General features: G+C 66.7%; 22 protein-coding genes. 3 read left to right on the top strand and 19 right to left on the bottom strand.

The window, feature by feature from the left end:
- Positions 1-23: 23 nt before the first annotated feature.
- The 13 genes from ACX12F_RS00450 to ACX12F_RS00390 all read right to left on the bottom strand — a co-directional run bounded on the left by ACX12F_RS00450 (position 24) and on the right by ACX12F_RS00390 (position 15,387).
- Positions 24-1,127 (bottom strand): hypothetical protein, encoded by a 1,104-nt coding sequence (locus tag ACX12F_RS00450; protein ID WP_459367776.1) that lies wholly within the window; start codon positions 1,125-1,127, stop codon positions 24-26.
- Between the two features lie 101 nt (positions 1,128-1,228).
- A complete protein-coding gene (gene eccD, locus ACX12F_RS00445) occupies positions 1,229-2,671 on the bottom strand; it encodes a type VII secretion integral membrane protein EccD (protein ID WP_459367775.1) in 1,443 nt (480 codons plus the stop codon).
- Positions 2,672-2,769: 98 nt separating this feature from the next.
- A complete protein-coding gene (locus ACX12F_RS00440) occupies positions 2,770-4,161 on the bottom strand; it encodes a MinD/ParA family ATP-binding protein (RefSeq protein WP_459367774.1) in 1,392 nt (463 codons plus the stop codon).
- 105 nt (positions 4,162-4,266) lie between these two features.
- Complete coding sequence (locus tag ACX12F_RS00435; RefSeq protein WP_459367773.1) at positions 4,267-4,551, bottom strand: WXG100 family type VII secretion target; 285 nt, start codon at positions 4,549-4,551, stop codon at positions 4,267-4,269.
- Between the two features lie 60 nt (positions 4,552-4,611).
- The gene (locus tag ACX12F_RS00430) at positions 4,612-4,917 is read right to left on the bottom strand and encodes a WXG100 family type VII secretion target (RefSeq protein ID WP_459367772.1); all 306 of its coding nucleotides are present in this window, start codon (positions 4,915-4,917) and stop codon (positions 4,612-4,614) included.
- Positions 4,918-5,014: 97 nt separating this feature from the next.
- Complete coding sequence (locus ACX12F_RS00425; protein ID WP_459367771.1) at positions 5,015-6,346, bottom strand: PPE family protein; 1,332 nt, start codon at positions 6,344-6,346, stop codon at positions 5,015-5,017.
- Positions 6,347-6,392: 46 nt separating this feature from the next.
- Complete coding sequence (locus ACX12F_RS00420) at positions 6,393-6,689, bottom strand: PE family protein (protein ID WP_459367770.1); 297 nt, start codon at positions 6,687-6,689, stop codon at positions 6,393-6,395.
- Between the two features lie 171 nt (positions 6,690-6,860).
- Positions 6,861-8,606 carry a type VII secretion protein EccCb gene (eccCb, locus tag ACX12F_RS00415; protein ID WP_459367769.1) on the bottom strand — a complete coding sequence of 582 codons (1,746 nt, stop codon included), beginning with the start codon at positions 8,604-8,606 and terminating at the stop codon, positions 6,861-6,863.
- The gene (gene eccCa, locus ACX12F_RS00410; protein ID WP_459367768.1) at positions 8,603-10,840 is read right to left on the bottom strand and encodes a type VII secretion protein EccCa; all 2,238 of its coding nucleotides are present in this window, start codon (positions 10,838-10,840) and stop codon (positions 8,603-8,605) included. Before eccCa ends, eccCb begins: the two co-directional genes overlap by 4 nt.
- Positions 10,837-12,309 (bottom strand): type VII secretion protein EccB, encoded by a 1,473-nt coding sequence (gene eccB, locus ACX12F_RS00405; protein WP_459367767.1) that lies wholly within the window; start codon positions 12,307-12,309, stop codon positions 10,837-10,839. The genes eccCa and eccB overlap by 4 nt, the downstream gene beginning before the upstream one ends.
- Before the next feature lie 3 nt (positions 12,310-12,312).
- On the bottom strand, positions 12,313-14,034 hold the full coding sequence (gene eccA, locus ACX12F_RS00400) for a type VII secretion AAA-ATPase EccA (protein ID WP_459367766.1): 1,722 nt from the start codon (positions 14,032-14,034) through the stop codon (positions 12,313-12,315).
- Positions 14,027-14,524: a hypothetical protein gene (locus ACX12F_RS00395; RefSeq protein ID WP_459367765.1), complete on the bottom strand. Its 498-nt coding sequence runs from the start codon at positions 14,522-14,524 to the stop codon at positions 14,027-14,029. Before ACX12F_RS00395 ends, eccA begins: the two co-directional genes overlap by 8 nt.
- Before the next feature lie 2 nt (positions 14,525-14,526).
- Positions 14,527-15,387 (bottom strand): ESX secretion-associated protein EspG, encoded by an 861-nt coding sequence (locus ACX12F_RS00390; protein WP_459367764.1) that lies wholly within the window; start codon positions 15,385-15,387, stop codon positions 14,527-14,529.
- A 377-nt stretch (positions 15,388-15,764) separates the two neighbouring features.
- On the opposite strand from ACX12F_RS00390, the gene ACX12F_RS00385 reads away from it, so the two are divergent.
- A complete protein-coding gene (locus ACX12F_RS00385; protein ID WP_459367763.1) occupies positions 15,765-17,093 on the top strand; it encodes a MinD/ParA family ATP-binding protein in 1,329 nt (442 codons plus the stop codon).
- Positions 17,094-17,101: 8 nt separating this feature from the next.
- Here the strand turns inward: ACX12F_RS00385 and ACX12F_RS00380 are convergent, their stop codons facing one another.
- Complete coding sequence (locus ACX12F_RS00380) at positions 17,102-17,809, bottom strand: transcriptional regulator (protein ID WP_459370563.1); 708 nt, start codon at positions 17,807-17,809, stop codon at positions 17,102-17,104.
- Positions 17,810-18,224: 415 nt separating this feature from the next.
- Here ACX12F_RS00380 and ACX12F_RS00375 point away from each other — a divergent pair, with 415 nt between their 5' ends.
- Both ACX12F_RS00375 and ACX12F_RS00370 read left to right on the top strand, forming a co-directional pair.
- Entirely contained in the window at positions 18,225-18,521 is a 297-nt protein-coding gene (locus ACX12F_RS00375) for a WhiB family transcriptional regulator (RefSeq protein ID WP_029104857.1), read from the top strand.
- 78 nt (positions 18,522-18,599) lie between these two features.
- Complete coding sequence (locus ACX12F_RS00370) at positions 18,600-18,902, top strand: GNAT family N-acetyltransferase (RefSeq protein WP_459367762.1); 303 nt, start codon at positions 18,600-18,602, stop codon at positions 18,900-18,902.
- A 49-nt stretch (positions 18,903-18,951) separates the two neighbouring features.
- Here the strand turns inward: ACX12F_RS00370 and ACX12F_RS00365 are convergent, their stop codons facing one another.
- From ACX12F_RS00365 to ACX12F_RS00345, 5 genes are all read right to left on the bottom strand, one after another.
- The gene (locus tag ACX12F_RS00365; protein ID WP_459367761.1) at positions 18,952-19,458 is read right to left on the bottom strand and encodes a pyridoxamine 5'-phosphate oxidase family protein; all 507 of its coding nucleotides are present in this window, start codon (positions 19,456-19,458) and stop codon (positions 18,952-18,954) included.
- A gap of 99 nt (positions 19,459-19,557) precedes the next feature.
- Entirely contained in the window at positions 19,558-20,214 is a 657-nt protein-coding gene (locus ACX12F_RS00360) for an enoyl-CoA hydratase-related protein (protein ID WP_459367760.1), read from the bottom strand.
- Positions 20,211-20,837: a TetR family transcriptional regulator gene (locus ACX12F_RS00355; protein WP_459367759.1), complete on the bottom strand. Its 627-nt coding sequence runs from the start codon at positions 20,835-20,837 to the stop codon at positions 20,211-20,213. The genes ACX12F_RS00360 and ACX12F_RS00355 overlap by 4 nt, the downstream gene beginning before the upstream one ends.
- Before the next feature lie 55 nt (positions 20,838-20,892).
- Positions 20,893-22,554 (bottom strand): serine/threonine-protein kinase, encoded by a 1,662-nt coding sequence (locus ACX12F_RS00350; protein ID WP_459367758.1) that lies wholly within the window; start codon positions 22,552-22,554, stop codon positions 20,893-20,895.
- Between the two features lie 43 nt (positions 22,555-22,597).
- On the bottom strand, positions 22,598-24,229 hold the full coding sequence (locus ACX12F_RS00345) for a metallophosphoesterase (RefSeq protein WP_459370562.1): 1,632 nt from the start codon (positions 24,227-24,229) through the stop codon (positions 22,598-22,600).
- Positions 24,230-24,278: the final 49 nt, after the last annotated feature.

Here is a 24,278-nt window from a genome sequence, read left to right as displayed (position 1 = left end):
TGCACCGTTCATCGTTCGGGTTGTCAGAACTGACCGGAAGCGATCTTCTGCATCCCCTTGTGGACCTGAATTCCGATGTAGCCCAGCACAACTGCGATGACAACATCGATCACGATGGCCAGGATCAGCATCGCCGTGAGGGTACCGCTGATGTAGGGGCTGCTGCTCACTCCCGCGAGGCCGATGACGCCGACCAACACACCCAGCAAACTGGCTGCCGCGCCCACACCACAAATGCCATAGGCGACGAACTGCGCAGCCAGCTTCGTCCCGAGCGCCAGGAAGCAGTACGCCAACCCGAGCCAGACCACGCATGCGATGAGGGACCCGATGCCGCCGAACAAGCTCAAGAACAGCCCGAGCAGCACCGCGCCGGCGTAGCCGAGATAGACGAACTGGTTGGAGCCCTGCGGGTTGGTCCGCATGTTCTGGAACCACGGCTGCTGGATCAGCTCGCCACGGACACCGCGCGTCATCAACCGGAAGATGAACGAATCACCTTTGTTGAGAAGCGATTTGGCCATGTCGACGGGCGTCTGCTGTGGTCCGGGCTGTCCCGGGAACTGCGGTCCACCCGGGCCGGGGTATCCGCCCGGCTGCGGTGCGCCAAAACCCGGCTGGGCACCAAAACTCGGCTGGGCACCAAAACTCGGCTGGGCACCAAAACTCGGTTGGGCACCACCCGGGCCGAATCCCGGCGGCGGCACCTGAGCACCGAAACCCGGGGCGCCATACGAGGGAGCGCCGAACCCCGGCGGGGGCGGCGGCACGGGCGCGCCCACCGGATTCCACGGCTGCTCAGGCTGCGGCGGCACCGGCGCGCCGGACTGACCGAACTGCGGCTGCGGAGCCGGCGGCTGATAGCCCGGCGGCGGCGGCTGCCACTGCGGCACTACGGGCGACGCGTCCTGGCCATAGGGATTCGGCGCGGCGGGAGGCTGTGGCGGCTGCCACTGCGGAGCCGTGACCGAGGGCGGCACAATTTGAGTCTGGTCACCGGCCTCCGAGGCGGTTGCGGTCGGCTGCTGGAACGCCGTCCGGTCGACGAACTGCGTCTTCTCCTCGAGATCAGCTGCCACCGGCGGCTGCTGGCCGCTCACCGAGCCGGCTTCATTGTTTTCGGACATATCGTGGTCTCCCTACAAATTCGACTACTCAAGACACCGTACGGGCGCCCACAGCCCCGCCGCGAAGCGGTCTCACGCGTCTGCGCGACCGAATAATCCCGTCAGAACCGGATGTTCCGGATGTTGTCGTAGACCCCAGCGATCCACAGCAGCAACGGAATCACCGCCGCTATCGCCGCACCGTCGGTCAGCTCGAGGATGCGCTTCGTCACCGGTGACACCCGACCGACGCCGTCCGTTGCTCCGACCATGATCAGCGTCACCACCGCGAGGGCGACATACAGCACGATCACCAGCCAGGCACCGTCCGGATCCCACGACGCCAACTTGATCATCACACCCGTGGGGATGGCCACCGTCGCCGCCAAAAGCGCCCAACCACACCACCGCTCGGCATACAGCCGCGACCGGAAGCCACAGACCACCGTGACCAGTCCCGCGACGATCAGTGAGTGCACGAAGAAATGTCCCTGCACGACGATCGTTATGGCGCCGTAGGTCAGCACCGACACGCCCGCGCCCAGGAATCCGATCAACAACTGCCGCGCCAGCGTGCTGCGTTCGGTCAGCCGGGCCGCGGAGTCGGGCACCGAATCGATGATCGCGCGCCAGGTCGCCGACTCCTCGTCCGTGACATTACTGTGCGCGGCAACAGGATCCAGCAGTTCTTCGTTCGCGATCACCTCACCGGGCGCCGGGATCGGCGGGAGCGCGATGCGCGCCACCGCGACAGTGAGCTTTGCCGCGTTGGTGATCACGATGAGGCCGAGGGCAATGGCGCCGGCGGGGACCCACGAGCCTCCGCCATATCCGTAGGCGATCGCGGCGCCCGTCACCGCGGCCGCGATGACCGCCAGGAAAGACGCGACAGCCGCACGTTTCCGTGGCCCGCCACGGGTCGCCAGCACGACGATCAGGATCACCGCGGCCGCACCCGCGAGTTGCGGCGCGCCCATGTCGTTGATACCGCGGGGCAGTGGCACGGCCAGTGCCGCCGCGCCGCCCAACAGCGGCAGCGACGCCACCAGAAGACTTTCGGCCAGGTCGGCATTGTCGTATCGCCCCTTGGCGATGAAGCTACCGGCCAACACCAAGGCACCCAGCAGACCGAGGGCGACCGGCCACCACCAACCGTGGCCGGACTGCGACCACGACCACAACGACACTCCCGCGGTAACGAGCGTACCGACTGGGATGGCAAGTCCGACAAGCTGTTTCAGGGCGTTGCTGTCAAACTCGGGGGACTCCTCGAGCACCGCCATAGCGTCGATGACGTCCTCGACCAGCGGTCGGTACCGCTCGGTCCGACTCACCGACACCAAGGTCAACAAGGCCCCGTCAACCACACCGGCGTCGTCGAGCGACTCGGTGGACTTCAGCGGCGGCGAGCCCGGGCGCGCGAACGCCCACACGCCCTGCGCCTTGAAGTCGAACCCAGCCAGCACGTTCGCCGGGGTGCCATCGAGCAGGTCGGCGAGGACGTCGACCGTCTCGTCGATGTAGGTCTCGATCGCCGTCGACGCCGGGAGCACCAGGTCGGTCATGCGTCGACCGGTCAGGATGGTGACCCGGGTGGTCGACTGCCTTGCCGGATTGTCAGCTGTCGCGGGAGGCGCAGCGGTTGCGGGGCCGGCCGACGCGGTCACCGGCGCTCGAGCCTGTCGAAGTCGTCGGACAGCGCCGCGGCGAGTTCGGTGATTCGGCGCTGATAGGTCTTGCCCAGTAGGTCGAACTGAATGTCCGAACCGGCTGCGATGTGCTTGTCCCAGGGCAGCACGACGACCCGTCCCGCCGGCACGTGCCGCTCGAACTGCTGCACTAGATCGTCCACGTCGATGTTGGTCTTGCCCGGTGTCACGTGGTTGATGACCACACACGCGCGGCCCAGCAGATCCTGATATCCGTTCTGCCGCAACCAGTCCATGGTCACCGCTGCCTGACGGGCACCGTCGATCGAGGCGCTGGCCACGATCACCAATCCGGACACGGTCGACAGCACCGCGCGCGAGGCCTGGTGGAACAACCCGGCGCCGCAGTCGGCAAGAACCAGGTTGTAGTACTGCGAGACGATCTTGACCGCTGCGGCCCAGTCCTCTTCGTTGAAGTCACGGCGCGCGACGCTGTACTCGGCCGACGACAATACCTCGAGGTTGGAGGCGTTCATGCTGGTGTACGCGCGGATGTCGTTGTAGCGCGCAAGTTCCTTGTCCGACAGCAGATCCGAGATGGTTGCCGCCGACTGCCGACCGGCCCGGTCGGCCAGGTTGCCACCGTCCGGATCAGCGTCGACAGCCAGAATCCGGTCGCCGCGGACCTTCGACATGACGGAGCCGAGGGTGACGGTGACGGCCGTCTTGCCGACGCCGCCCTTGAGCCCCAGCACACCGATTTGGTACGAGTCCCGCGCATTGCGGCGAATCCGCGTGTAGAGGTCCAACTCGTACAGCTCGTCGGGCGACAGGCCCAGGTTGATGCGCGTCAGCAGGTAGAGCACGTGGCGCCAGCCGCGCTGCGACGGCATCTTCACCCCGGCTCGCACACCCACGTGAGACAGCGCGTCGATGGCGCGGTGGTCGCCGATGGTGGCGGCCGATGTCTGGTCGGGCATGTGCTGCTCGGTCCACTGCATGTCGGCCTGGGGATCCATGGCGTAGTGCTGAGGTGGCGGCTGCATGTGTCGCGGCGGGGGCGGCATCATCATCGGCGCGTGCGGCTGCTCGTACTGGGCGCCGGCCATCGGCGCGCCCTGCGGCGAGCGCATCAGGCCGTTCTGCATGAATTGCGGTGGCGTCGGCGGCATTTGAGTCGTCACTTCGGACGCCCGCGGCGGCGGAACCATGCCTGGCGGCTGCTGCGGTTGCCCGGAAACGGGCGGGCCCGACGGCGATTCGGCCCCTGCAGCCGAGGCAGCGGCCGCAGAGGCCGACATCTGCGCTGCGGCAGCAAGGGTCGCATGGTCGACGGTGCGCGTGGCTTCCTCGTTGTCGGCCTGGCCCGGCGAGTTGTTGAAGAGCCGGTCATAGTCGGCGGACATGAGTACCTCTCAATTGTGGGTGGATTACACCGGAACGCACATGAGGTGGGCAGAGTCGACCCTACGCCGACCTGCCCACCTCCTGTATTGCGTCGTGTGGATCGCCTAGCCGAACATGCCGGTGACGCCGGACTCGGTGGACTGCATGTCGCCACCGGCCTGGCTGACGGCATGTCCGAGGCTCTGCAGTGCGTTGTTCAGCTCCATCGCGGTGTTGTCCCACCGCTGCTGGACGGCCTGGTAGGCCTCCGAACCCGAGCCGCCCCAAACGGAAGCCAGCTTTGCAAGCGAGGCTTTGCCCTCGTCCAGCAGACCGTGCGTGGTATTCACCGCACCAGCCAGATCGCCCGCACTTCCTTCGATACCCGCGAAATTCCATTCCTGTGCCATGTGTGTTCTCCGCTTCTAAGTCGTTTTAGTCGGTGGTGGTTGATGTAGAGCAGAGTCCGACTAGATCTGCATCTGGCTCGACAGCGACGACCCCGCGTCGGCATCGGCTGCGGTGTACTGCACGCCGGCGGTCTGGATGTTGCCGGAGATGTCAGCCAGCTCCTTGAGCTGCTGGGTCATGGCCTCGTCGAAGCGTGCCAACGCGGCCTGCGCCGCCATACCCGCCTCCGGCGTCTTCATGTGCGCCGACAGCTGGCCCGCGACCGCATCGACGTGGGTCTTGACGCCGGTCAGCTCGCCCGCGATGCGGTCGAAGTTCGCTGCCTCTGAGGCGAGGACTTCGGCATCTGTATGCATGCTTGTCATGTTGGATCACCTTTTCTTTTTCCTGTGTCCTCACCACGGGAATGGCGAGTCCTTGCCGACCCCCCTGGGCCGGAAAGCCTTTGTGTGACGCGACAACTCACCAGTCGTCGTCATCGTCGTCGAGGTCCTGCACCAGAACCCCGGGGGCTTTGAGGGCCTCCCTCGTCCCTCCGTCCTTCTCTTTTTTGGCACCGGGCCCCATTCCGGCCCCAGCACCACCGGCACTGCTCACCGGCGCCTTGCCGGCACCCGTCGCACCCGCCGCCGCGCCCGCCTCGAGCGAAGCGGTCGAGGCGCCGTCTAGACCACCGACCAGCGAGGCCATCAACGGCGTCCGCGCTACCGAACCGCCCATGCCCGGCAACGACGCCGCCCGGACCAGGCCAGCACCCGAGGTCGCCCCCGAGCCACCCGCCAACGGATGATTGGAGAACGGGCTGGCGCCCAACAGGCCGACCTGCGGCCCGTTGTTCTGGCCGAAACTGCTGCCCAGCTGACTGAAGATCTGCGTCACCTGTTGCATCGGCTGGCTCAGCTGCTGAACGGGCTGCGTGATGAGCTGGCCGAGCTGCTGCGGTAACTGTGCTACCTGCGAGCCGACCTGCGAAGCCACCTGCATCATCATCTGGGTGCCCTGCTGCGCCTTGTCCGTCTGCTCGCTCGACCGTTGCGACGCCGACTCCACCTTGGACACCTGGTTCTGGGCGGCTCCCCCCGCGAAACCGGCCTGAGAAGCCGCATTACCCACCATCAACGCCGCGTCTTCGATTACTGACTGGCCCGCCACCTGCGCGATGACCAGGTTGCGCGCCACCGCCTCGGAAACCCCCATCGCGGTTTGCGCGATGATTGCCGCTTCAGTCGCCTCGCCGACGCCAGGAATCACGATGGGCGTGGCCGGCAGAATCGGTTCGAACAGCGTGTTCGCCTCGGTATCGGCCTGGTACGCCTCCATGACCGAGCCCGCCAGCGCCCACATGCGGGCGTAATCCGCCTCATTGAAGCCGATGGGCACCGTGTTGATACCCAGGAAATTCGTACCCTCGAGCACCGCGTGCGTGACGTGGTTCGTCTCGATCTCCGGCAGCTGCGGAGTCGTCGCCAGCGCCAAGGTGTAGGACTCAGCCTGCGCCAACGCCTGCATCGCACGCTTCTGCGCCTGGATGGCCGTGGTGTGCAACCACGTCACCATCGGCATTGTCGCCGAAACAGCACGTTCACTAGCCATTCCCGACCAGTTCGCACTCAGCTCCGTCAAGCTTGCGGCAAGCTCCATCGCCTGTGTCTCCAGCGCAACTGCCAACGCCTCCCACCCCGCCGCCGCTTGCAGCATCGGCGCAGGACCCGCACCGGCCATCAGCCGGCCTGTGTTCATCTCCGGCGGAAATGCTCCGTAGAACATCACCGGCATGACGGGAAGTGGCGCCATTTCTTCGCTGTCCTCAGACTCTGGAAGGGCTCGTCGGGTACGACGGCTAGATCAGTGTCGCGGCGCTGGCCACGTCGGTGGCCTCGTACATGGCGCCCGCCTCGACGTAAGCCGCCCCGGCGCGCGCCAGTTCTTCCTGAGCGAACGCGTTGAGGCCCATGACCTCGACGCCTTCGACGGCGAACGCCATGGCCGCCTGCATCGACACCTCATCCGCGCCAGCCGGAACCAGCGCACTGGCCTCCGACAGGGTCGCGGTACCGGTAGCCATTCCACGGGCACCGCCTGCGACGACCTGGGTACCGACGCCGATTGCGCCCGGGTTGTGCTCCAAAGGCTGCATTTCTTTTCTCCTTACCAATTCGAGATCGCGGTATGGAATTGTGCGAACGGCACGGATACGAAATGAAGTTCCCCCATGGAACCCCCGTTCCCCTTTGCCGATCAGCGGGCGTTTAGCGTTGCTGAACGTCTGAATCAGATACTACCGACGGTTCTGGGGGGTCACCTACACTTATTCCGCGGGTGGATCAACATAGGCCGCCTGGATGACCTCCTTACCGTCCGGCGACACCAAAAGCGCCTGGCCAGGTGGCCTGCGGCGGAGCTTGAACTCACTCGACGGGAACTCCGCTTTCTCACCGGACAGGAATATCGTCGGCGTTCCGGCGCCGTATGCGGTACCCACGAACTTGTCCATCGTCGAGCGATGCGCCTGGCTCATCTGACACGTCACGATGATGTGCAGGCCGATGTCGGCGGCAGCGGGCAACAACGGAGCCAACGGGGCCATCGGTGATCCCATACCGCTGGCCGCGACGATCATGTGCCAGTCGTCCACGAGCAGCACCACGTCCGGACCGGTCCACCACGACCGCGAGCGCAGCTGCGACGTCGTCAGGTCGGGCGGTGGCAGCCGCTTCTTCAGGTTGACGGCCAGCGCCTTGATCGACTCCTCCAGGGCGGCGATGTTGCGGTTGATGGCACCCGCCGCGAGCAGATGCGTCTCCGGCACCGCGTCGAGCAGACCCGAGCGGAAGTCGGCGAGCATGAATCGCACCTGATCCGGGCTGTTGCGCTTGCAGATCGCCTCCGCCACCGCGTGTGCAATGGTCGTCTTACCCGACTTCGGCGCACCGAAGATGAGCTGATGCGGTGTGTTGTACATGTGGTTGTACGCCACCGAGAGGTCGGATTCGCGCACGCCCACCGGCACGGTCCAGCGGGTCCGGTAGTCGTTCTCCGGTCCGGGCGGGTTCGGGTCGAGTTCGTGCAGGTAGATTCGCTCGGGCAGGACGCGCACGCGCGGTGCCATGTCGGTATGCAGCGACGCGATGTGGTCGACGGCCGCGGTGATGGCCGGCACGAGGTCATCTGCGCTGTGCACCCCGTCCATCCGGGGCACACCGATCATCAAGTGGTGCTTTTCCATGGACACCGCCCGCCCGGGGCGGTTCGCCGGAATCTCCCGGGTGATGCGGTCGATCTGCGTCTCGTTGACGTCACCGAGCCGGAATTCGACCTTGGTGCCCAGGTAGTCGCGGACCCGGGATTTCAATTCCGTCCAGCGCGCAGTCGCGATGATGACGTGCACACCGAAGGCCAGGCCCTGACCGGCGAGGTCCTGCACCACCGGCTCCAAGTCCGGGAACTCGCCGACGAAGGCCGGCCAGCCGTCAATGATCAGGTAGACATCACCGAAAGGATCCTGCGACGCCGGATGATTCGGATCGTCACGCAGCTGACGGTAGCTGGCGATCGAACCGATGCGGTGCTCTTTGAACGTCAATTCGCGTTGCCGCAGAACGGCTTTCATCTCCGCGACGACACGCATCACCCGGTCCGGTTCGGAGCGGGTGGCGACGCCGCCCACGTGCGGCAGGTCCTCGAGGTACATCAGGCCACCACCGCCGAGGTCGACGCAGTAGAACTGCACATCTCGCGGGGAATGGGTCGCGGCCGCGGACAGCACCAATGTCTGCAGGAACGTGGACTTCCCGGTCTGCGGCGCACCGCCGACCGCGATGTTGCCACCGGCCGCGGAGGTGTCGATACCCCACACTTCCTGTTTGTGACGGCGCGGTTCGTCCATGATGCCGAGGCCGAATCGCAGCGGCGCCCGCTGGTCGCGTTCGATCAGTTCGTTGACCGGTACCGGATCCAACAACGGCGGCAGCCACATCTTGTACGCCCGGCTCTCGCCGGTGGTCAGCTGGTTCAGCACCACTTCACGCAGGGCGCGCTGTTCGGTGTTCGTCATCGCCCGACCCCCGAATCTGCCATCGGCGCCGCGGTGAACGGACGAATACGGAAGGTGTTCTGCGCCACGGCTCTTGGCGCGTCGTCACCGTCGTCGCTCTCCGCCACCGTCGGCACGTAGGTACCACCGGTGTAGATGCTCTTGAACTTCACCGGATCCTCCATACCCACCCGGAGGAAGCCGACGCCGCTCTCCTTGTTGGTGATGTACTGCGCCTCGGGCGTACCGATAACCGCCTTCGACTCAGCGGAACTGGTGGTACGCAAGGCGATTCGGTACGTCAGGTTCGGCTCCAGCTTGTCGATGCGGGCGCCGCCGGTGTTGAGCGACTGCGTCGCCAGCAGCAGATGCACGCGCAGCGAGCGGCCGACACGGCAGATCCGGTCGAACAAAGCGATGAAGTCGGGGTGATTCTGCAGCAACTCGGCGAACTCGTCGACCACCACGAAAAGTGTTGGCAACGGTGGCAAATCGGCTCCGCGTTCACGGTACTTCTCGTATTCCGCGACACCCGACAGCGCACCGGCGGCGCCCACCTGCATACCGGCCTGGCGCAGAATGCCCTGCCGACGGTCCAGCTCACCGGTGAGCACCTCGCCCATACGGCCGACGAGCTCGGCCTCCTCTTCCATGTTGGTGACGACCGCCGCGGTGTGCGGGAGCTTCTCCATGCCGAGGAAGGTCGAACCGCCCTTGAAGTCGGTCAGCAGGAGGTTGATCTGGTCCGGGTGGTGCGTCGCGACCAGCGAAAGGATCAGGGTCCGAAGGAATTCCGACTTACCGGAACCTGTCGTACCGATCAGCATGCCGTGCGGACCGGCACCAAATTCGGCGCCTTCCTTGATGTCGAGATGCATGACCTCGCCATTCTTGAGCTGGTGGCCGAAGGGAATGCGCAAACGGTCCTGATCCAAGTCCGAGTACATCCGCCACCGCCGCGGCGTGACCTCCTCGACGGTGCGTGCACCGACCAGGTGGTGCCACTCGCTCGACACCTTCTTCTGGACGCGGGTGCCCTTGTCGATAATCGTGCCGGTGATGGACCAGCCCGCCAGCTTGCGCGCCAACCGGCCGGCCGACGTCGGCGTCACCGAGTCGGTCACGGTGGTCACTTCGCGCCACGGCTGATTCGCCGCCCGGTCCTCGCACGAACCGTCGGGATTGACCTTGATGCGGTATCCGGACTTGTGGTTGCCCTTGGTGATGACGGTGACGCCGGCCCGACCGTCGACGGGGAAACCCGCCTTGCCGCCCGTCAGGTCGACCACCAGGACATATGGCCCCGATGGGGGCGCGTCAGCGCTGTGGGGACCGCGCGCCGTCAGATCGGCCAGCCCGTCGGGCTTGGTGAACACCAAGCGCTTGGGGCCGGCATCGTCGAACTCGGTCTGACTCTGCACGTGCGGCAGCCATTTGAGCCAGGCCCAGTCGGGATCATCGAGATCGTCCATCAGCACCCGGATCTGCAGCAGGTCCGGCGGATGGAAGACCGCCAGGTGGCAGATCATGGCGGCAAGCAGTCCTCGCGACCCTTCCGGATCGCCGCCGACGGCGATGGTCGGGTAGCTCTTGAGGATCACCAGCTTCGGGCAGTCGTGCACGAGGCCGTGGGTCCGCAGGAACTTTGTCACCCACATGTGGCTGACCGGTTCCAGGTGCGCCTGGGGCGCGGCCATCGGGCCCGCCAGGTCAGAACCGATGTTCGGCTTGAGCAGCCGGTCGACCGCCGCCTGCGCGCCGATGCCGATGCGGGCACCCATGAAGAAGTCCGCGTTGTTGCCGCTGACGCTGCGCGACCATTGCCGATGCGTCCCGACGATCGACAGCAGATCCTCGGGGTGCGGGGCGTGATAGCTGAAGAACGTCACCTGCGCGTCGGCCGACGACGTCACGCGGGTCCGCAGGCCGGCCAAGTACCGCAGGTATTCCTTGCGGTCTTCGTTGATCTCCGGGACCTTCTTGCCGCCGCCACCGCCGCTGGCCATGTAGCCGACGGTGCCCATGATCATCATCAGCGGCATCATCAGCATGTACGGCGACAGCTGGCGGACGCCGGTGAAGACCATGATCGCGATCATCCCGAGCATGCCGCCGCCCATGACGTACGGCATGGCCTTCTGCATGCCCGACGCCGGGATCTCGATGCCCAGATCGTCGGGCGGGGTCACGTTGATCTCACCCGGGGTCAGGCGCGGACCGCGCTTCATCGACGGGGTGAACTTCTTGGTCGTCATGACGCACCTCCCGGATGCGGCGGAGCCGCAACTTCGCTGGTGCCGGCCACCTTCCGCGGTTTCGGATCCGACGGCAGCGTGTCGTGTTCGAGCAATGCCGCCTCCTTCGACAGCACCGGACCTTCCATCAGCAGGCCGACCACCTGCCACGGCGCCGTCGATGCGCCGGTGAGGCCGAGGGCCTTGGCGGTGTCGTCGTTGGCCACGCCGTACCGGACGCCCTGGGCGTCGACGTAGTACTGGGATTCGCCGTAGCGCGGATCGGGTGACTGCAGCCGGATGTACTGGCCACCGTCGATGTAGACGGTGGCATCGCCACTGATCTGCTTGATGCCGTTACCCATCGAGCCCGCCGGGATCGGCAGATGTCGGCCGACGATCACCGTGGTCTTGGCGCCCTGATCGCCGGCTTCGCGCTGCCACGTCCAGCACACCGTCGGATCGTCCTGCGGCAGCAGCATGGTCATGGGCTTCGCCGGCAGCGGTGAGGTGTAGGTCTGCTCGGGGATTTTCGCCACCACGCTGGACTCAATGGACGGCGGTGAGATCAGCCCGTAGGAGTTGGTGGCCCGCAGTGCGGCCGCGGTGGTGTCATTGACCTTCGCGACGCCGTCCGGTAGCACCACGTACTGCTGCTTGCTGTTGTCCGTCATGGTCTGGAACACGGTGCCGTTCACGAGGTTCGGCGGCAGGCCGACGGTGTTGGGTGCGCCGGCGGCCGGAATCGGGGCGAGTACCCAGGGACCGACGTTCGGCAGTGCATTGAACAGGCCGGTCGAGATGGGAGCCGACTTCGAGCCGACCGGAATCCCGACGGCGGAGGTCAGGGCGCGATCGGCGAGATCGATCGAATGCCGGCCGTCCTTGGTGATCAGCCACGTCTTGTCCTGGTACTTGACCAGCACGCCCTGGTCCGGGCGGATGGGCGCGACGCCGCCGCTCATGACCACCGGCTCGACGAGCACCGAGGTTTCGACGGTCGGCGTGACGCTTTCGGGCTTGGTGACGGTGTCACACACCGACCAGGTGCCCGAGATGCCGTCCACCGGTGTCGCGTAGGGCGCACCGGGGATGCCGATCGGTTGGGCCTTCGACATCTTGGCGAGCTCGGCAGGTTTCACGACCTGCGGCTCACCGGTATGGCCGAGGACCAATCGGGCCGAGGTCAGGTTGTAGACCGGACGGATCTGCTGCGTGCCGGGCATCACGACGTACAGCTGGTTGGTGCTGCGGTCGACCAGCAGCGTGTCCGCGCCGCGTTTGCCCTGGGGTTTGAAGTAGGCCATCATCGCGGCGCCGAGGCAGATCAGCACCGCGACGGTGATGCCCGCCGACACCGACCGGCTGTAGAACTGCAGCGGATCATCGAACATCCGGGTGTCGCGCCGCACGATGGCGTGCTCGACGCGACGGAGGAGGAAGCGCCAGCCGCTGACCTGAACCTTGGTGGTGAGCCGGAAATCTGCCATCGGTTATTCGCCGATGTTCAGTCGCCGGTGCACCCCGCTGATCGCGGAAGCCATGTCGTCGCCGATGATCTCGCCCAGCGCTTCGACACTCAGGCTCTCGATGTCCATCGACCGCGCCAGGCGCATGTCGCGGGCCTGCTCGCCGGCCTCGACCAGCTGGCGCGCGTAGCGGCCGTTACCCGCGATGTCGATGGCCGGCTTGCCGTTCAGTTCGTGCTGGTACAGCGTGGTCGCCGCTTCCAGGACCTGCTTGGCGGCTTCGTCGTTGATCAGTGAATCATTGTTTTTGGCAATGACTTTCGCGATTTCGACGATCTCTTCGGGGGAGTACGACTCGAACTCGATGCGGGTCGCGAACCGGGATCGCAGACCGTCATTGGCTTCGAGCAGCCGGTCGATGTCCGAGCTGTACCCCGCGATGATGACGACCAGTCGGTCCCGGTCGTTCTCCATGCGGGCCAGCAGGGTGTCGATGGCCTCGGAACCGAAGGCGTCACCGCCCTGTAGGCCGTCCTGGATGAGGGTGTAGGCCTCGTCGATGAAGAGCACGCCGCCGAGCGCTCGGTCGATGACCTTCGACGTCTTCACCGCCGTGTGGCCCAGGTACTCACCGACGAAGTCTTTGCGGGACGTCTCGATCAGCTTGGGCTCGGTGATGACGCCGAGGCCGGCCAGGATGTTCGCGACCACCCGGGCGATGGTGGTCTTGCCGGTTCCCGGTGGCCCGGTGAAGATCATGTGCTTGGACTGCTGCGCGACCTTCATCCCACGCGCAGCCCGGATCTTCGCCATTTGCGTTGCGGCGCGGTAGGTCTCGATCTGCTCCTTGACCTTGGCCAGGCCGATCTGCCGGTCCAGTTCGGCCTGCGCATCGCTGAGCATCTTGTCGCGCGCCGAAGTGTCGGCCACGACACTGTTCGGATCCCACTTGTCGGAGCGGGCAGCGATCTTCTCCGATGTCGTGGTTTGCAGCCGGTAGTTCGGATCGCGAAGCGCCGCAGTGACTTTCGGCTCAGGGAAGTTGGCTTGCAACCACTCCAGCAGACGCCGCGCGCCCTCCTCGTTGCCCTGATCCCGAAACGCCATGGCCAGGTACCAGGCGATCGGTCGGCCGCACGCCGTCCCCGCCGGCGATTCGTTGGCCTCGGTCAGCTTGTCCTTGGCCTCGGTGAACAGCCCGAGGTTGGCCGCGGCCACCCCGCGGGCCACCCCCGCCGCACCGGCGAGGAAGGCGTCCGGCCAGCTCTCCGAACCCCGCAGCACCTCCATGACGTCGGTCCAACGCTGCGCACCGGTGTAAATGACGGCTTTGACCCAGGCCACCAGATGCTCGGAACCGCCGACGGCCGCGCTCTCGACGGCTTCCAGCGCATCGGCGTAGTTGCCCTCGGAGGCCTCATTGACCGCGAACGCCAAGGTGAGCGCGAGGGGCGAGTTCACGGGATAGGTGATGTCGCCGAGCTCGCCGCCGATCCGCACCCGCGCATTGACCTGCGCCAGCGAGACCTCGGCTTGTCCACAGAGCATGCCCAGGTTGCCGCGCGAGTACCACGCACGGAACAGCGTGGTGCGGTCCGCGTCACCACACCGGATGCGCCCGATCCAGGCGTCACACGCGGTCTCGTCCACCGAGGTGATCTCGGTGAACAGCTGCATCGAGCGTGCCGGCGCCGTATCCAGCATGCCGACGGCGTTGTTGAACATGGCGGCGAGTTGGTCACTCATGTGTATCCCCTGAATATCTGGTGGCAAAGATGCGGGCGCGGGTCGCAGCAGCCTCTTCGGGCGACGGCAGGTCGAGACTGCGCGACAGGAAGTCCTTGGCTTCGGCGCGGTCGTGGCCCAGTTCCTCGAGCCCCGAGTACATGACCTCGTACTGCGCCGACCGACCGTCCTGGCGGGCCAGCTCGGCGATCACGAGAATTTCTTGCGCCAGTTCGACTTCCGTCATGGTGGTGGCGCCGGGCGCCAACCGGACCCGGTGGATCCGGCCGTCCATGAGAGCCGTGACCGTCACTGTGTGCGGCGGGTTCGCGACCGTATATCCGAACTGGACCGGCTCATCGATGGAGGGCATCCCGCCCTCGGCCGCCACGGCGTCCGGGATGACGGCCTCGTCGTCGCCGTAGAGGAATTCGAGACCGCCGCCGAGATCGTCGTCGGGATGCTCACCCGATTCGTCGTCATCGAACCCGTCATTCTGGTGGGCCGCCAACGTCAGTCCTGGTAGTCGTCGCCGGAAGCACCCGCGGAGGGTGTGTCGAACCACGAACGCGACGGCAGGAACTCCAGCAGCCCTTGGAGCGCGCGCTCCAGGTTCTCGTCGGTGCCGGCGAGGAAGCTGCCGTACAGCTCGCCGCTGACCTTCCGCGGCAGTGACACGATGCGGCCCAGCCGGGAGTCGAGGACGCCGGCGGCCACGTCGGCCTCGGTGTGGGTGCCGCCCTCATGCCGCTCGTTGGCGGTGAGTTCGACCCACGAGTCCGGGTTGGCGATGAGTTCGGAGTAGGTCCGTGCCGAGTTCAGGCTGATACCGAACTGGGTGAGCTGGTCGGGCGTGCGGGCATCGCCGAGGCGGCTGGTCGACGCGGTCAGGGGTTCGACGTTGGCGGGATTGGCCGATCCGAGTACGGCGTTGACCATGCCGGCCAGGCCCACCTGCGGGGCGACCCGCTGTACGACCAGCATCTCGCCGTCACGCGCGGCGACCACGTGTCGTTCGCCCTTGCGACAGACCACGAACCGCACCATCTTCCCGCCGACGTCGCGGCGCCACCAGCGGCCCTCGATGGTCCGGTCGGCACGGCTCAGGGTGTCGACCATCGCGGCCACTTCCGGATGCGGGTTCCCGTAGATGTCGAGCACGCCTTGCGCCGTCAGGTCCCGGCGCACCTGTTCCCAGACCCTGTCTCGAAGGTCGAGCTGGGGGATGTTCGGCCGGATCCCCAGGCTCGTCGGGAAATCCATGAGACCGAGCTTGTCGGCGATGACCAGCATGCCGTCGATGGTGACCTCGACGGCCACAACGTCATCGATGCCACCCGAGGCGGTGCTCGCCGCGGTATAGGGGCCGGTCACGACCACTGCCCCGACGGCCTCGTCGACCCAGACGACCCGGCATCACGCCCGGTGCATGTGTCCACCCACTGCATCTCGGCTCCACCCCCTGTTCCCGCCGCCAGGCGCCGGGCATCGCTGTCCTCGGTGACCATCTTGGTACGCCACCTCACGGGCGGCAGGCCGATGGCCAAAACTCCTACGCGAGTCACGGCATCTGACCTGCACGGGCGGCCCCACACCACCCCCACAGCACTTCCCCACAACCCGCGTCGAGCCTACCAGCGGCTCATGGCCGGATCCGCACCAATTCGCCGACGGCGCCCATCGGCCCGACACCCGCACGCTGCGCCGAAAGGCATTGGTGGACAGGCACATCGACGCCACCCCGCGCAGTGATGCCGAACCGTCCGCCGAACGGGTGCCGGCGCAATTCGGCCCGGCGATCCCACCGCCGGCACCGGAGTGGTCGATACTGGGGTGGCATCCGTGTCTTGGCACCTGCATCGAGCGAACCCAGGAGAGAAAGCGCGTATTCGGTGACTGACCACTTCGAACCGCAGCCGGGCCCCCCGGACAGCGCTTTTGCCGGACATCCCGTGGACACGCCACCGGCCTGGCCCCGCGTGAATCCGGCCGGGCCCAACAGTGCCGGCATGCAGCACACCGAACCGCTGCAGCGCCGGACCGGCTACCCACCGCAGCCCGGCCCCGGTCAGCCCGGGCCACTGCCGTATCAGCCGTGGCCGCACCGTCCCCAGGGTCAGTTCGCGGCACCGGCGTCGTACGCCGACGCCATCCGCCGGGACGACCTGCTGCGGCCCCGCAAGCCCGAGCCGGGCCGCGGCTGGCGCAAGACGCTGTTCAAGGCGACGTTCGGCCTGGTCAACCTCGGTCCGTCACCCGACGAGATCCAGGAGGCCCAGCAGATCAACCGGATCCGGTCGGCTTTGTCGGGCCACTACAAGGTCGGCGTCATGGGCAAGGGCGGCGTCGGCAAGACGACGGTGTCCGCCTCACTGGGATCGCTGTTCGCCGAACTCCGACAGGAAGACCGGGTGGTGGCCGTCGACGCCGACACCGCGTTCGGCAAGCTCGGCAGCCGAGTCGATCCGAAGGCGCTGAGCTCGTACTGGGAGCTGGCCTCGGACCAGCATCTCGAGAGTTTCGCCGACATCCGCAACCGCGTGGGCAGCAATGCGGCCGGGCTGTTCGTGCTGGCCGGTGAGGCGAGCCCGGCGCGGCGCCGGGTGCTCGATCCCGCCGTCTACCGGGAGGCGGCGGCCCGATTGGACCGCCACTTCACCATCTCGATCATCGATTGCAGCTCCACGATGGACAGTCCCGTCACGCAGGAGGTGTTGCGGGATCTGGACGCGCTCATCGTGGTGTCTTCCCCGTGGGTCGACGGCGCCGGGGCCGCCGGGCAGACGCTGGATTGGCTGGCGGCGCACGGCCTCAACGGCCTGCTGCAGCGAACCGTGGTGGTACTCAACGATTCCGACGGCCATGCCGACAAGCGCACCCGCTCGGTCCTGGCTCAGCAGTTCGCCGGGCAGGGTCAAGCCGTTGTCGAGGTTCCCTTCGACGGGCACCTGCGGCCGGGCGGCGTCATCGCCGGCACCCGCGAGATGGCGCCCGCTACGCGACGCAAGTTCATCGAGATCGCTGCCGCGCTGGCCGCGAACTTCCCAACCAGCGACGACCGGCACCGCGAGCGGTCCTGACGCCGCGTTCAGACCAGCTGCACGAGTAGCTTTTCGACGAGCTGCTTGTCCTCATCGGATACTGCCGCTTCGGCTTCGGCACCGACCACGACGGCCTCGGGCACGCCGGCCGCGAGGGCCGTCTCCTGGATGGTCAGGTTGGCACCCCGGCGAGCGGCGTACAGCCGCTGCCCCAGAGTCGCGGTCGGCGCCTTGGCGCCGAGCAGCGTCAGTTCGTCGATGCGGGCGCGGACCAGGCCCAGTGCCTTGATGAGCGGCGGTGACACCGGACCCAGCCGAGCGGCGCTGGCCGCGACGGCTTCGAGCTGCCGCAGGTCGGACAGGATCTGCGTGACCCACGGCGTGAATTCGGAGTCTTCTATCGCCGGCAGTGCATCGGCAGTGGCACCCAAGGTGTTCACTGCGGCGACGACGGCCTGGGCGATCAGCGGGACCTCGCCCGCGTTGGAGAACGACGGCGCGGGCGCGCCGTGTGGTTGAAGCGCCACCTGCGCTTGCGTGGGGACCGGCTCGCCGCTGCGGATCCGGGCGATGGTTCCCGGCGGCCACTGCAGTACTTCTTCGAGGCGCAGCCGTGTCCTCTCCCGCGGCCAGCTGCGACCTTTCTCGAAGGAGATCAGTGCGCCGGCATTGATGATGCCGTCGGCCGCCAGACTGCGCTGACTGATGTCGAGTTCGCGACGCCGGGCTGCGGCAGCCGCACCAGCGCGCTCCATCCCGGGATCGACGGCGGGCAGGGCGATGTATTCGGTGACGTCATCGGGATCGATGTTCGGCACCCGGGGCCACCTCCCATCCCATTACAGCCCGCGCTCAACACGAAATCCGGAGCGCCATCAGCAGTCCGATACAGCTTAGCCGGTTCGGTCCCGCATAACCATTGCGTTGACGGTCACTGAACCGTATCAGTGGGGCTCCAAGCGCTTCAGTTAGACCGTACACCCTGCCCAAACAGTGACTTTCACCAATGTTATTCCGGACCATTCGGATGATTTTCGCGGCCTTACAGCACTCTGACCTGCATATATGCCAAACGCTACGGTTTAACTGTTGCATTACTCCGGTCTAGTGCTATAGATTCCTCTCAACCGCGACGGAACAGTCGCAGCGCAACAGCTAAGGAGTACCCCGATGACCGCAATTGCCATGGACGGCCTGCCGCTCGGTGAGTGCACCCGGAGCCCGGAGCAATGGACGACGATCGCCAGCGAGGAAGCCAAGAGCCTCTGCCGGCAGTGCCCGCGGCGTTGGGCCTGCGCGCGCGACGCCGTCGAACTGCCGCGCGCCGAAGGCCTCTGGGCCGGCATCGTCATCCCCGCCGAAGAGGGCCGCGGCCGGACGTTCGCGCTGAAGCAGCTGCGGTCCCTGGCCGAAGCCAACGGCTACCCGGTTCGCCGTCAGCGCCGCATCTTCCTCGAAGTCGCGTAGTACCCGCTGTCCACGCTGCCGTTTGAGGGGGCGGCAGCGCGGGCAGCGGTTTTACGTACGAGGGTTACCGTGGGCGGCATGAGTACCACCGACAAAACCGGAGCGCCTGCCACTGTGACCGCCGAAGACGGGCGATTCACCATCACCGTCGACGGCAAGACCGCCGGCCTGATCGACTACTTCGACCGGGACGGCCGGCGCGTCTTCCCGCGCACCGAGATTCAGCCCGAATACGGCGGTCGCGGGCTGGCGACGATCCTGGTCGCCGAGGCACTCGAGGCCACACGGGCCGCGGGGCTACGCATCGTCCCGCAGTGCTCGATGGTCAGTGGGTACATCGCCAAGCACCCCGAGTACGCACCGCTGGTCGACCCGGCCTGAGTGATTTGGGCGCGCTCCGTATCGGAGAGTGATACGGGGCGCGCCGAGATCACTCCTGGTTCAGGTACTGCGCGGTCGAGCCGCTGATCGGCATGTCGGGCATACCGAGCTTGCGGTGGTCCCAGCTGCGCATCCGCGACGGCACCACGCGCACCGCGATGCGGTTGTTCATCATCTGGTCGACGAACGGGCGCATCTCGTCGGTGTACGGGCCCGTGTAGCGCTCCCACACGCTGATGCCCACGCGCAGGCAGGCGTCGGCGTCCTCGACGATCTCGGCGGTGCCGTCGATCGAGACGCCGCGGAGGGTGCCGTACGTGTCACCGTCCTCGATCATCACCGTGATGGTGGGGTTCCGGCGCAGGTTGAGGGCCTTCTGCGACTTGGCCTTGGTCTCGAACCAGATTTCGCCGTCGAGCACGGCAAACCACATGGCCACCAGGTGTGGCCGGCCGTCAGCCAGGACGGTGGCCATGGTCGCGGTTCGGCTGCGATCGATGAACTCGACGATCTCGTCGTCGGTCATGACGATCTTCTTGCGCTCGTTCTGTCCCACGCTCTTATGCCTATCAGGCCGCGGCAGCGAGCTGCCCATCGGATCCAGCAGCGAGCTGCCCATCGGACCCGGCAGCGAGCTGCCCGGGGCGTTCGCGCTCTACTCGGCGCGCAGCGCCGCCACCGCCGGGCCGAACATCGTCTCCTTGATGGCGGCCATGGTCGCCGAATCCTTGCCGGCCACCGGCATCACGAGCTCCACCGCGGCAGGCACCACCGCGTCCTCGGCCGCCGCGACCTCCACCAGTCCGTACTTCGCGGCGTCGTCACCGCCGAAGCGCCGGCCGGTGGTCATCGACGCGATCGCCGCCTGCGGTGTCAGCTTGGCCTGGATCAGTGCCGCCATGCCCGGCGTGAACGGAATCCGGATGTCGACCTCGGGGAAACAGAAGAACCCGCGGTCGGCACGCATGGTCCGGTAGTCGTGGGCCATCGCGAGCATCGCACCGGCGCCGAAGGCGTGCCCGTTGACCGCGGCGGCCGTGGGGATGGGCAGGGTCAGCACGCGCGCGAACAACGCGTGCACCCGTCCGACGTACGACTGCATCTGGTCACCGTGTGCCATCAGCCAGTCGAGGTCCAGCCCGTTGGAGTAGAACTTGCCGGCGCCGGTGGTGACCAGACCCTGGGCGCCACCGGCGACGAGATCGTCGAGGGCGCCGTTGATGTCGTCGAGGAAACCGAGCGAAAAACGGTTCTCGTCGTCGCCGAGATTGAGGATGGCGATCTTGTCCTGGTAGGTGACGGTGATGGTCATGATTGTTTCCTCCTGGTTGGGGTGGGTTCCTCGGCAAGGACGGCGCGGACGGCTGCGGTCAGCCGATCACGGGCCCATTTGTTACTGATTCTGTTGCGGGACAGGATGATTGCGGTCGGTAGATCGACGATGCAGACGGTGATGGCGTCGACCGCGGCGCCGTCGCGCCGGTCCCATAGGTGCGACGACAGCCGCACCATCAGCTCGATCAGCTGACGGTCGAGGTCGTTGAGTGCGGCCGCCAAGGACGCGGGTAGGTCAGGGCCGAGCAACTGGTCGCGCTGCACCCGCCACACCAGTTGGGCCGACTGACGCTGCCGTTCGTAGAACACCGCGGGCGCCTGCGCGGCAGCGACGACGGCGTCCACGGGGTCGGCGGCCGCGCCGGCCAGGGCGGCATCGACCAATTCGGTTTGTACGGCGAGGAATCGGCGTGCGGCCCGCAGCCAGGTGCGGGCGACGAGTTCGGTGCGCGAGCCGAAGTTGTGGTAGATCGCGCCGTTCGAGATCCCGGCCGCGGCGGCCACCGAACGGGTGGTGACACCGGCCGGCCCGGCCTCGACAGCCAGCGATTCGGCAGCGTCGAGCACCGCATCGAGATCGTAGACACGAGGCCGGGGCACCGGCCCACAGTAACAGAGCGATTGCTCCGTTACTGTGGGGCGGGAGCGCGGCCCGTTACGGTGGGTAGATCTCCTTGACGGTCCCGTCGGGGTTGACCTGCATGTATCCGGTCCCTGGCGCGGTGGAGTGAATCGACAGGCCCAGGTTGCCACCCTCTTCACCCTCGATGATCAGGTAGGTCGACGTCCCGGGCTCGGCGCCCAGTTGCTGCGGCGCGCCGGCCAGCGTGGCGGCCACCGCCTGCTCGTTGATCGCACCGAGGTCCGCCAGCACATCGAACGAGCTGGTGCTGGTGTCCGAACCCCACTTGCTCCAGCTTCCGCCGCGGTACATGAAGCTCTGGTCGACGTGCTTGTTCGTGGGAGAGACGCGGTCCATGATCGCGTAATCCGGATAAACCACGAGCTTGAAACCCATGGTGTCGCCGAACTTCGCCTTGATGGTCCCGATGAGGTTGGTCAGGCCGTCGGCGGTCTGCAGCTGACTCGGCGGCGTCGACGCCGCGGTAGAGGCGGGCGTCGACATGCCACCGCTCGGGTACCCGCCTGTTCCGCCCGTGCCGGTGGGCATCGACGGAAATTGCTGTGCACTGGGCTGATTCGAGGCCATGGGCTGCTCGGCCGAGCCGCTGTCGGACCACATCACGTAGCCGATGACGGCACCACCGAGGATGATCGCCGTGACCAACGCCGCGACGATCACCACCGCCGAGTTACGCCACCACGATTGTGCCGGTTGAACATTCGTCATCTGTGGCGACCACTGGGCGGAACCGGGCGCGCTCTGGGCCGGGGTGGCGTACAGCGTGTGCGCATGCGCGGGGTAGGCCTCGGGCCCCGTCGGGGGATAGGGCGCCGGTGCGGCGGTCCACGCCGGGGGCGCTACCGGCTGACCGGATTGCAGCGGCGCGGTCAGCGCGGCCCGGGCGGCGAGCGCCAGATCCTTGGCTGTCGCATAACGCTTTTCGGGATCCTTGGCCATGCCGCACGCGATGACGTGATCCATCTGCGGTGATATCCCCGGCCGCAGCGCCGAAGGCCGCGGCGGATCGGAGTAGAGGTGGCTGGTGATCTGCCGCTCCATGCTGTCGCCAGGAAACGGGGGTGCCCCGGTGAGACATTCGTGCAGCACGCAGGTCAGCGCATAGATGTCGGACCGGGCGTCGCACCGATCACTGGTGAAGCGCTCGGGCGCCATGTACGCGACGGTGCCGATGGTGGCGCCGGTGTGCGTCAGCTTGGTCTCGTCGGCGGCGCGCGCGATACCGAAGTCGATGAGGTACGCGAAATCGTCTGGGGTGACCAGGATGTTCGCAGGTTTGACGTCGCGGTGTACCAGGCCGACACCATGCGCGGCGCCGAGCGCGGCGGCGATCTGCTCGGTGATCGAGACGGCGCGGTCGGGCGTCAGCGGGCCATCGGCCAACAGCTGCTGGACGGTCTTGCCGTCGATCAGCCGCATCGTCACGAAGAGCCGGTCGTCGATCTCACCGAAATCGTGGATCGGCACGATGTGCGGCTCGTCCAGACCGGCCGCGGCGTGCGCCTCCCTGCGGAAACGCACCTGGTACTGCTCGTCGTCCGCGAACGTCGGGGGCAGCACCTTCATCGCGACGACCCGCTTCATGGTGGTGTCGTAGGCCTTCCAGACCTCACCCATGCCGCCGCGGCCGAGCAGCTCAATCAGCCGGTAACGGCCGAACGGTGTCCCATCCACCGGCTAACCATAAGAGGCGGCCGCCTCCGCTGCCAGGGGTGGGCTATGCGCGCACCCTGCGACGATAGGTGACTTTGTCGAATTCCCGGCCGTGTTCGTCGACTGCGGTCACGTCCATTTCGCTGAGCAGCTGCCCGGGCCTGACGTCGACCCGGATGAAGGCGTAGTTACGGAAACGCACCCGCGACCAGCCGACCGCCTCGGCCTTCTTCTTCCCTTCGGCGGTCCAGACATAGCTGTTCGGCACGAACGTGTCGGGAACCTCGTGGCCGCGGTAGCTTTCCGGCTCACCCGGCTGGAAGCCGTAACGCGGCCGGCCCGCGCAACCCACCGTGTAGTAGACGGTGCCGTCGGTTTCGGGCTCCACGATGGAGTTGTCGCCGGCAACCTTGGTGGGGCGGTCGGCGCGAATCGGGTCGGTGCGTTCGTAGACGTGGTTGTGTCCCTGCAGCACCAGATCGACCTGGTAGCGGTCGAACAACTCGCACCAGGCCGCCCGCACGCCGCCGTCGCTGGCATGCGAGTCGGTGGTCGAGTAGGCGCAGTGGTGGAAGAAGCAGACAACGAAGTCGATGTTGGGATCGGCCCGGTAAGCCGCCAAGGTGCGCTCGACCCAGGAGTTCTGGGCACCGTCGGAATAGCCGGTGTTGGAACGGATTTCGAAGCTGACGTCGTTGGCGTCGAGCGACAGCACCGCGACATTGCCGTACGTGAACGAATACACCGATGGGCAGGCCGCCGGGCCGTTGTCCGGAAAGTCCATGCGCGCCAGGTGGCCGCCGTACCCATTGCTCGGATACGCGGCCTCCATGTCGTGGTTGCCGGTCGCGAACATCCACGGCGTGCTGGCCGCACTGGCCTCGATGGAACCCAGGTAGACGTCCCAGACGAACGGGTTGTACTTGTCGAAACCGGGTGCGGGTTTGGCGCCCGAAGCCACGAACGACAACGGCTTGCCGCCGCCCGACGGATCGGCGTAGGCGATATCCCCGGCCAGCAAGTGGAATTCGGGGTTGGACGCGACGATCTGGTTGAACACGTTGGCGGTGTGCGGGACGTCGGGCTCGTTGTCCGGCTTGTAGTAGCTGTCGTCGTAGTCGCCGCGCTTGAGCCCGGGCGGCTGGCGCGGGGTGTCATCAGTGCCCTGATCGCCCATCATGGTGAACCGGAACGGCGCCAACGCCTTTCGCACACTTGGCATCGCCGTCCTGGCCGACCGCACGTCGCTGACGAATCCGTCCTCGGTGCGCCACCGGTAGAAGTGCGCGGTGCCGGCGGACAACCCGTCGACCGGAACGTGGGCATAGAACTGTTCAGCCGCCAGGACGCCGCGGTCGCTGGTGGGAATCTGGGTGACGAGATTGCGTACCTCGGCCTCCATGGTCGCGCCCAGCTGATCGGTGGGCCCATGGTCGACGAACACCTTGGTGCTGCCGGGGTTCCGCGACAGCTGCGCGGCCAGCCTCAGCTGCTTGGCGGCGTCGCCGCCGAAGCCGACCCGACGGTTCGCGACGCTCAGTGGCGCGTCCTGTGCGTACGCGCGGCGCCCAAACGGCGCCAGGCCCAGGGCCGCCACCGCTGCGGCGGCCGCCGATCCACGCAGGAAATTCCGTCGCGATACGCGGTGCCGACGCAGGTACTGCCGGTGCCAGTCGTATTGCTCGGCGATGGTCATGGTCGACGACAGGTCGTCAGGGATGCCCGTGTCCGGGATTTCACCGGCG

It is taken from the genome of Mycolicibacterium sp. HS_4_1, assembly GCF_054515875.1.
This window is presented reverse-complemented; position numbering and strand designations above follow the sequence as displayed.

Excerpts from the sequence above, each read along its gene's own strand:
- ACX12F_RS00450 (WP_459367776.1), bottom strand. The coding sequence starts at position 1,127 with ATGTCCGAAAACAATGAAGCCGGCTCGGTGAGCGGCCAGCAGCCGCCG.
- eccD (WP_459367775.1), bottom strand. The coding sequence starts at position 2,671 with ATGACCGACCTGGTGCTCCCGGCGTCGACGGCGATCGAGACCTACATC.
- ACX12F_RS00440 (WP_459367774.1), bottom strand. The coding sequence starts at position 4,161 with ATGTCCGCCGACTATGACCGGCTCTTCAACAACTCGCCGGGCCAGGCC.
- ACX12F_RS00435 (WP_459367773.1), bottom strand. The coding sequence starts at position 4,551 with ATGGCACAGGAATGGAATTTCGCGGGTATCGAAGGAAGTGCGGGCGAT.
- ACX12F_RS00430 (WP_459367772.1), bottom strand. The coding sequence starts at position 4,917 with ATGACAAGCATGCATACAGATGCCGAAGTCCTCGCCTCAGAGGCAGCG.
- ACX12F_RS00425 (WP_459367771.1), bottom strand. The coding sequence starts at position 6,346 with ATGGCGCCACTTCCCGTCATGCCGGTGATGTTCTACGGAGCATTTCCG.
- ACX12F_RS00420 (WP_459367770.1), bottom strand. The coding sequence starts at position 6,689 with ATGCAGCCTTTGGAGCACAACCCGGGCGCAATCGGCGTCGGTACCCAG.
- eccCb (WP_459367769.1), bottom strand. The coding sequence starts at position 8,606 with ATGACGAACACCGAACAGCGCGCCCTGCGTGAAGTGGTGCTGAACCAG.
- eccCa (WP_459367768.1), bottom strand. The coding sequence starts at position 10,840 with ATGACGACCAAGAAGTTCACCCCGTCGATGAAGCGCGGTCCGCGCCTG.
- eccB (WP_459367767.1), bottom strand. The coding sequence starts at position 12,309 with ATGGCAGATTTCCGGCTCACCACCAAGGTTCAGGTCAGCGGCTGGCGC.
- eccA (WP_459367766.1), bottom strand. The coding sequence starts at position 14,034 with ATGAGTGACCAACTCGCCGCCATGTTCAACAACGCCGTCGGCATGCTG.
- ACX12F_RS00385 (WP_459367763.1), top strand. The coding sequence starts at position 15,765 with ATGCCGAACCGTCCGCCGAACGGGTGCCGGCGCAATTCGGCCCGGCGA.
- ACX12F_RS00380 (WP_459370563.1), bottom strand. The coding sequence starts at position 17,809 with ATGGAGCGCGCTGGTGCGGCTGCCGCAGCCCGGCGTCGCGAACTCGAC.
- ACX12F_RS00375 (WP_029104857.1), top strand. The coding sequence starts at position 18,225 with ATGACCGCAATTGCCATGGACGGCCTGCCGCTCGGTGAGTGCACCCGG.
- ACX12F_RS00370 (WP_459367762.1), top strand. The coding sequence starts at position 18,600 with ATGAGTACCACCGACAAAACCGGAGCGCCTGCCACTGTGACCGCCGAA.
- ACX12F_RS00360 (WP_459367760.1), bottom strand. The coding sequence starts at position 20,214 with ATGACCATCACCGTCACCTACCAGGACAAGATCGCCATCCTCAATCTC.
- ACX12F_RS00345 (WP_459370562.1), bottom strand. The coding sequence starts at position 24,229 with ATGACCATCGCCGAGCAATACGACTGGCACCGGCAGTACCTGCGTCGG.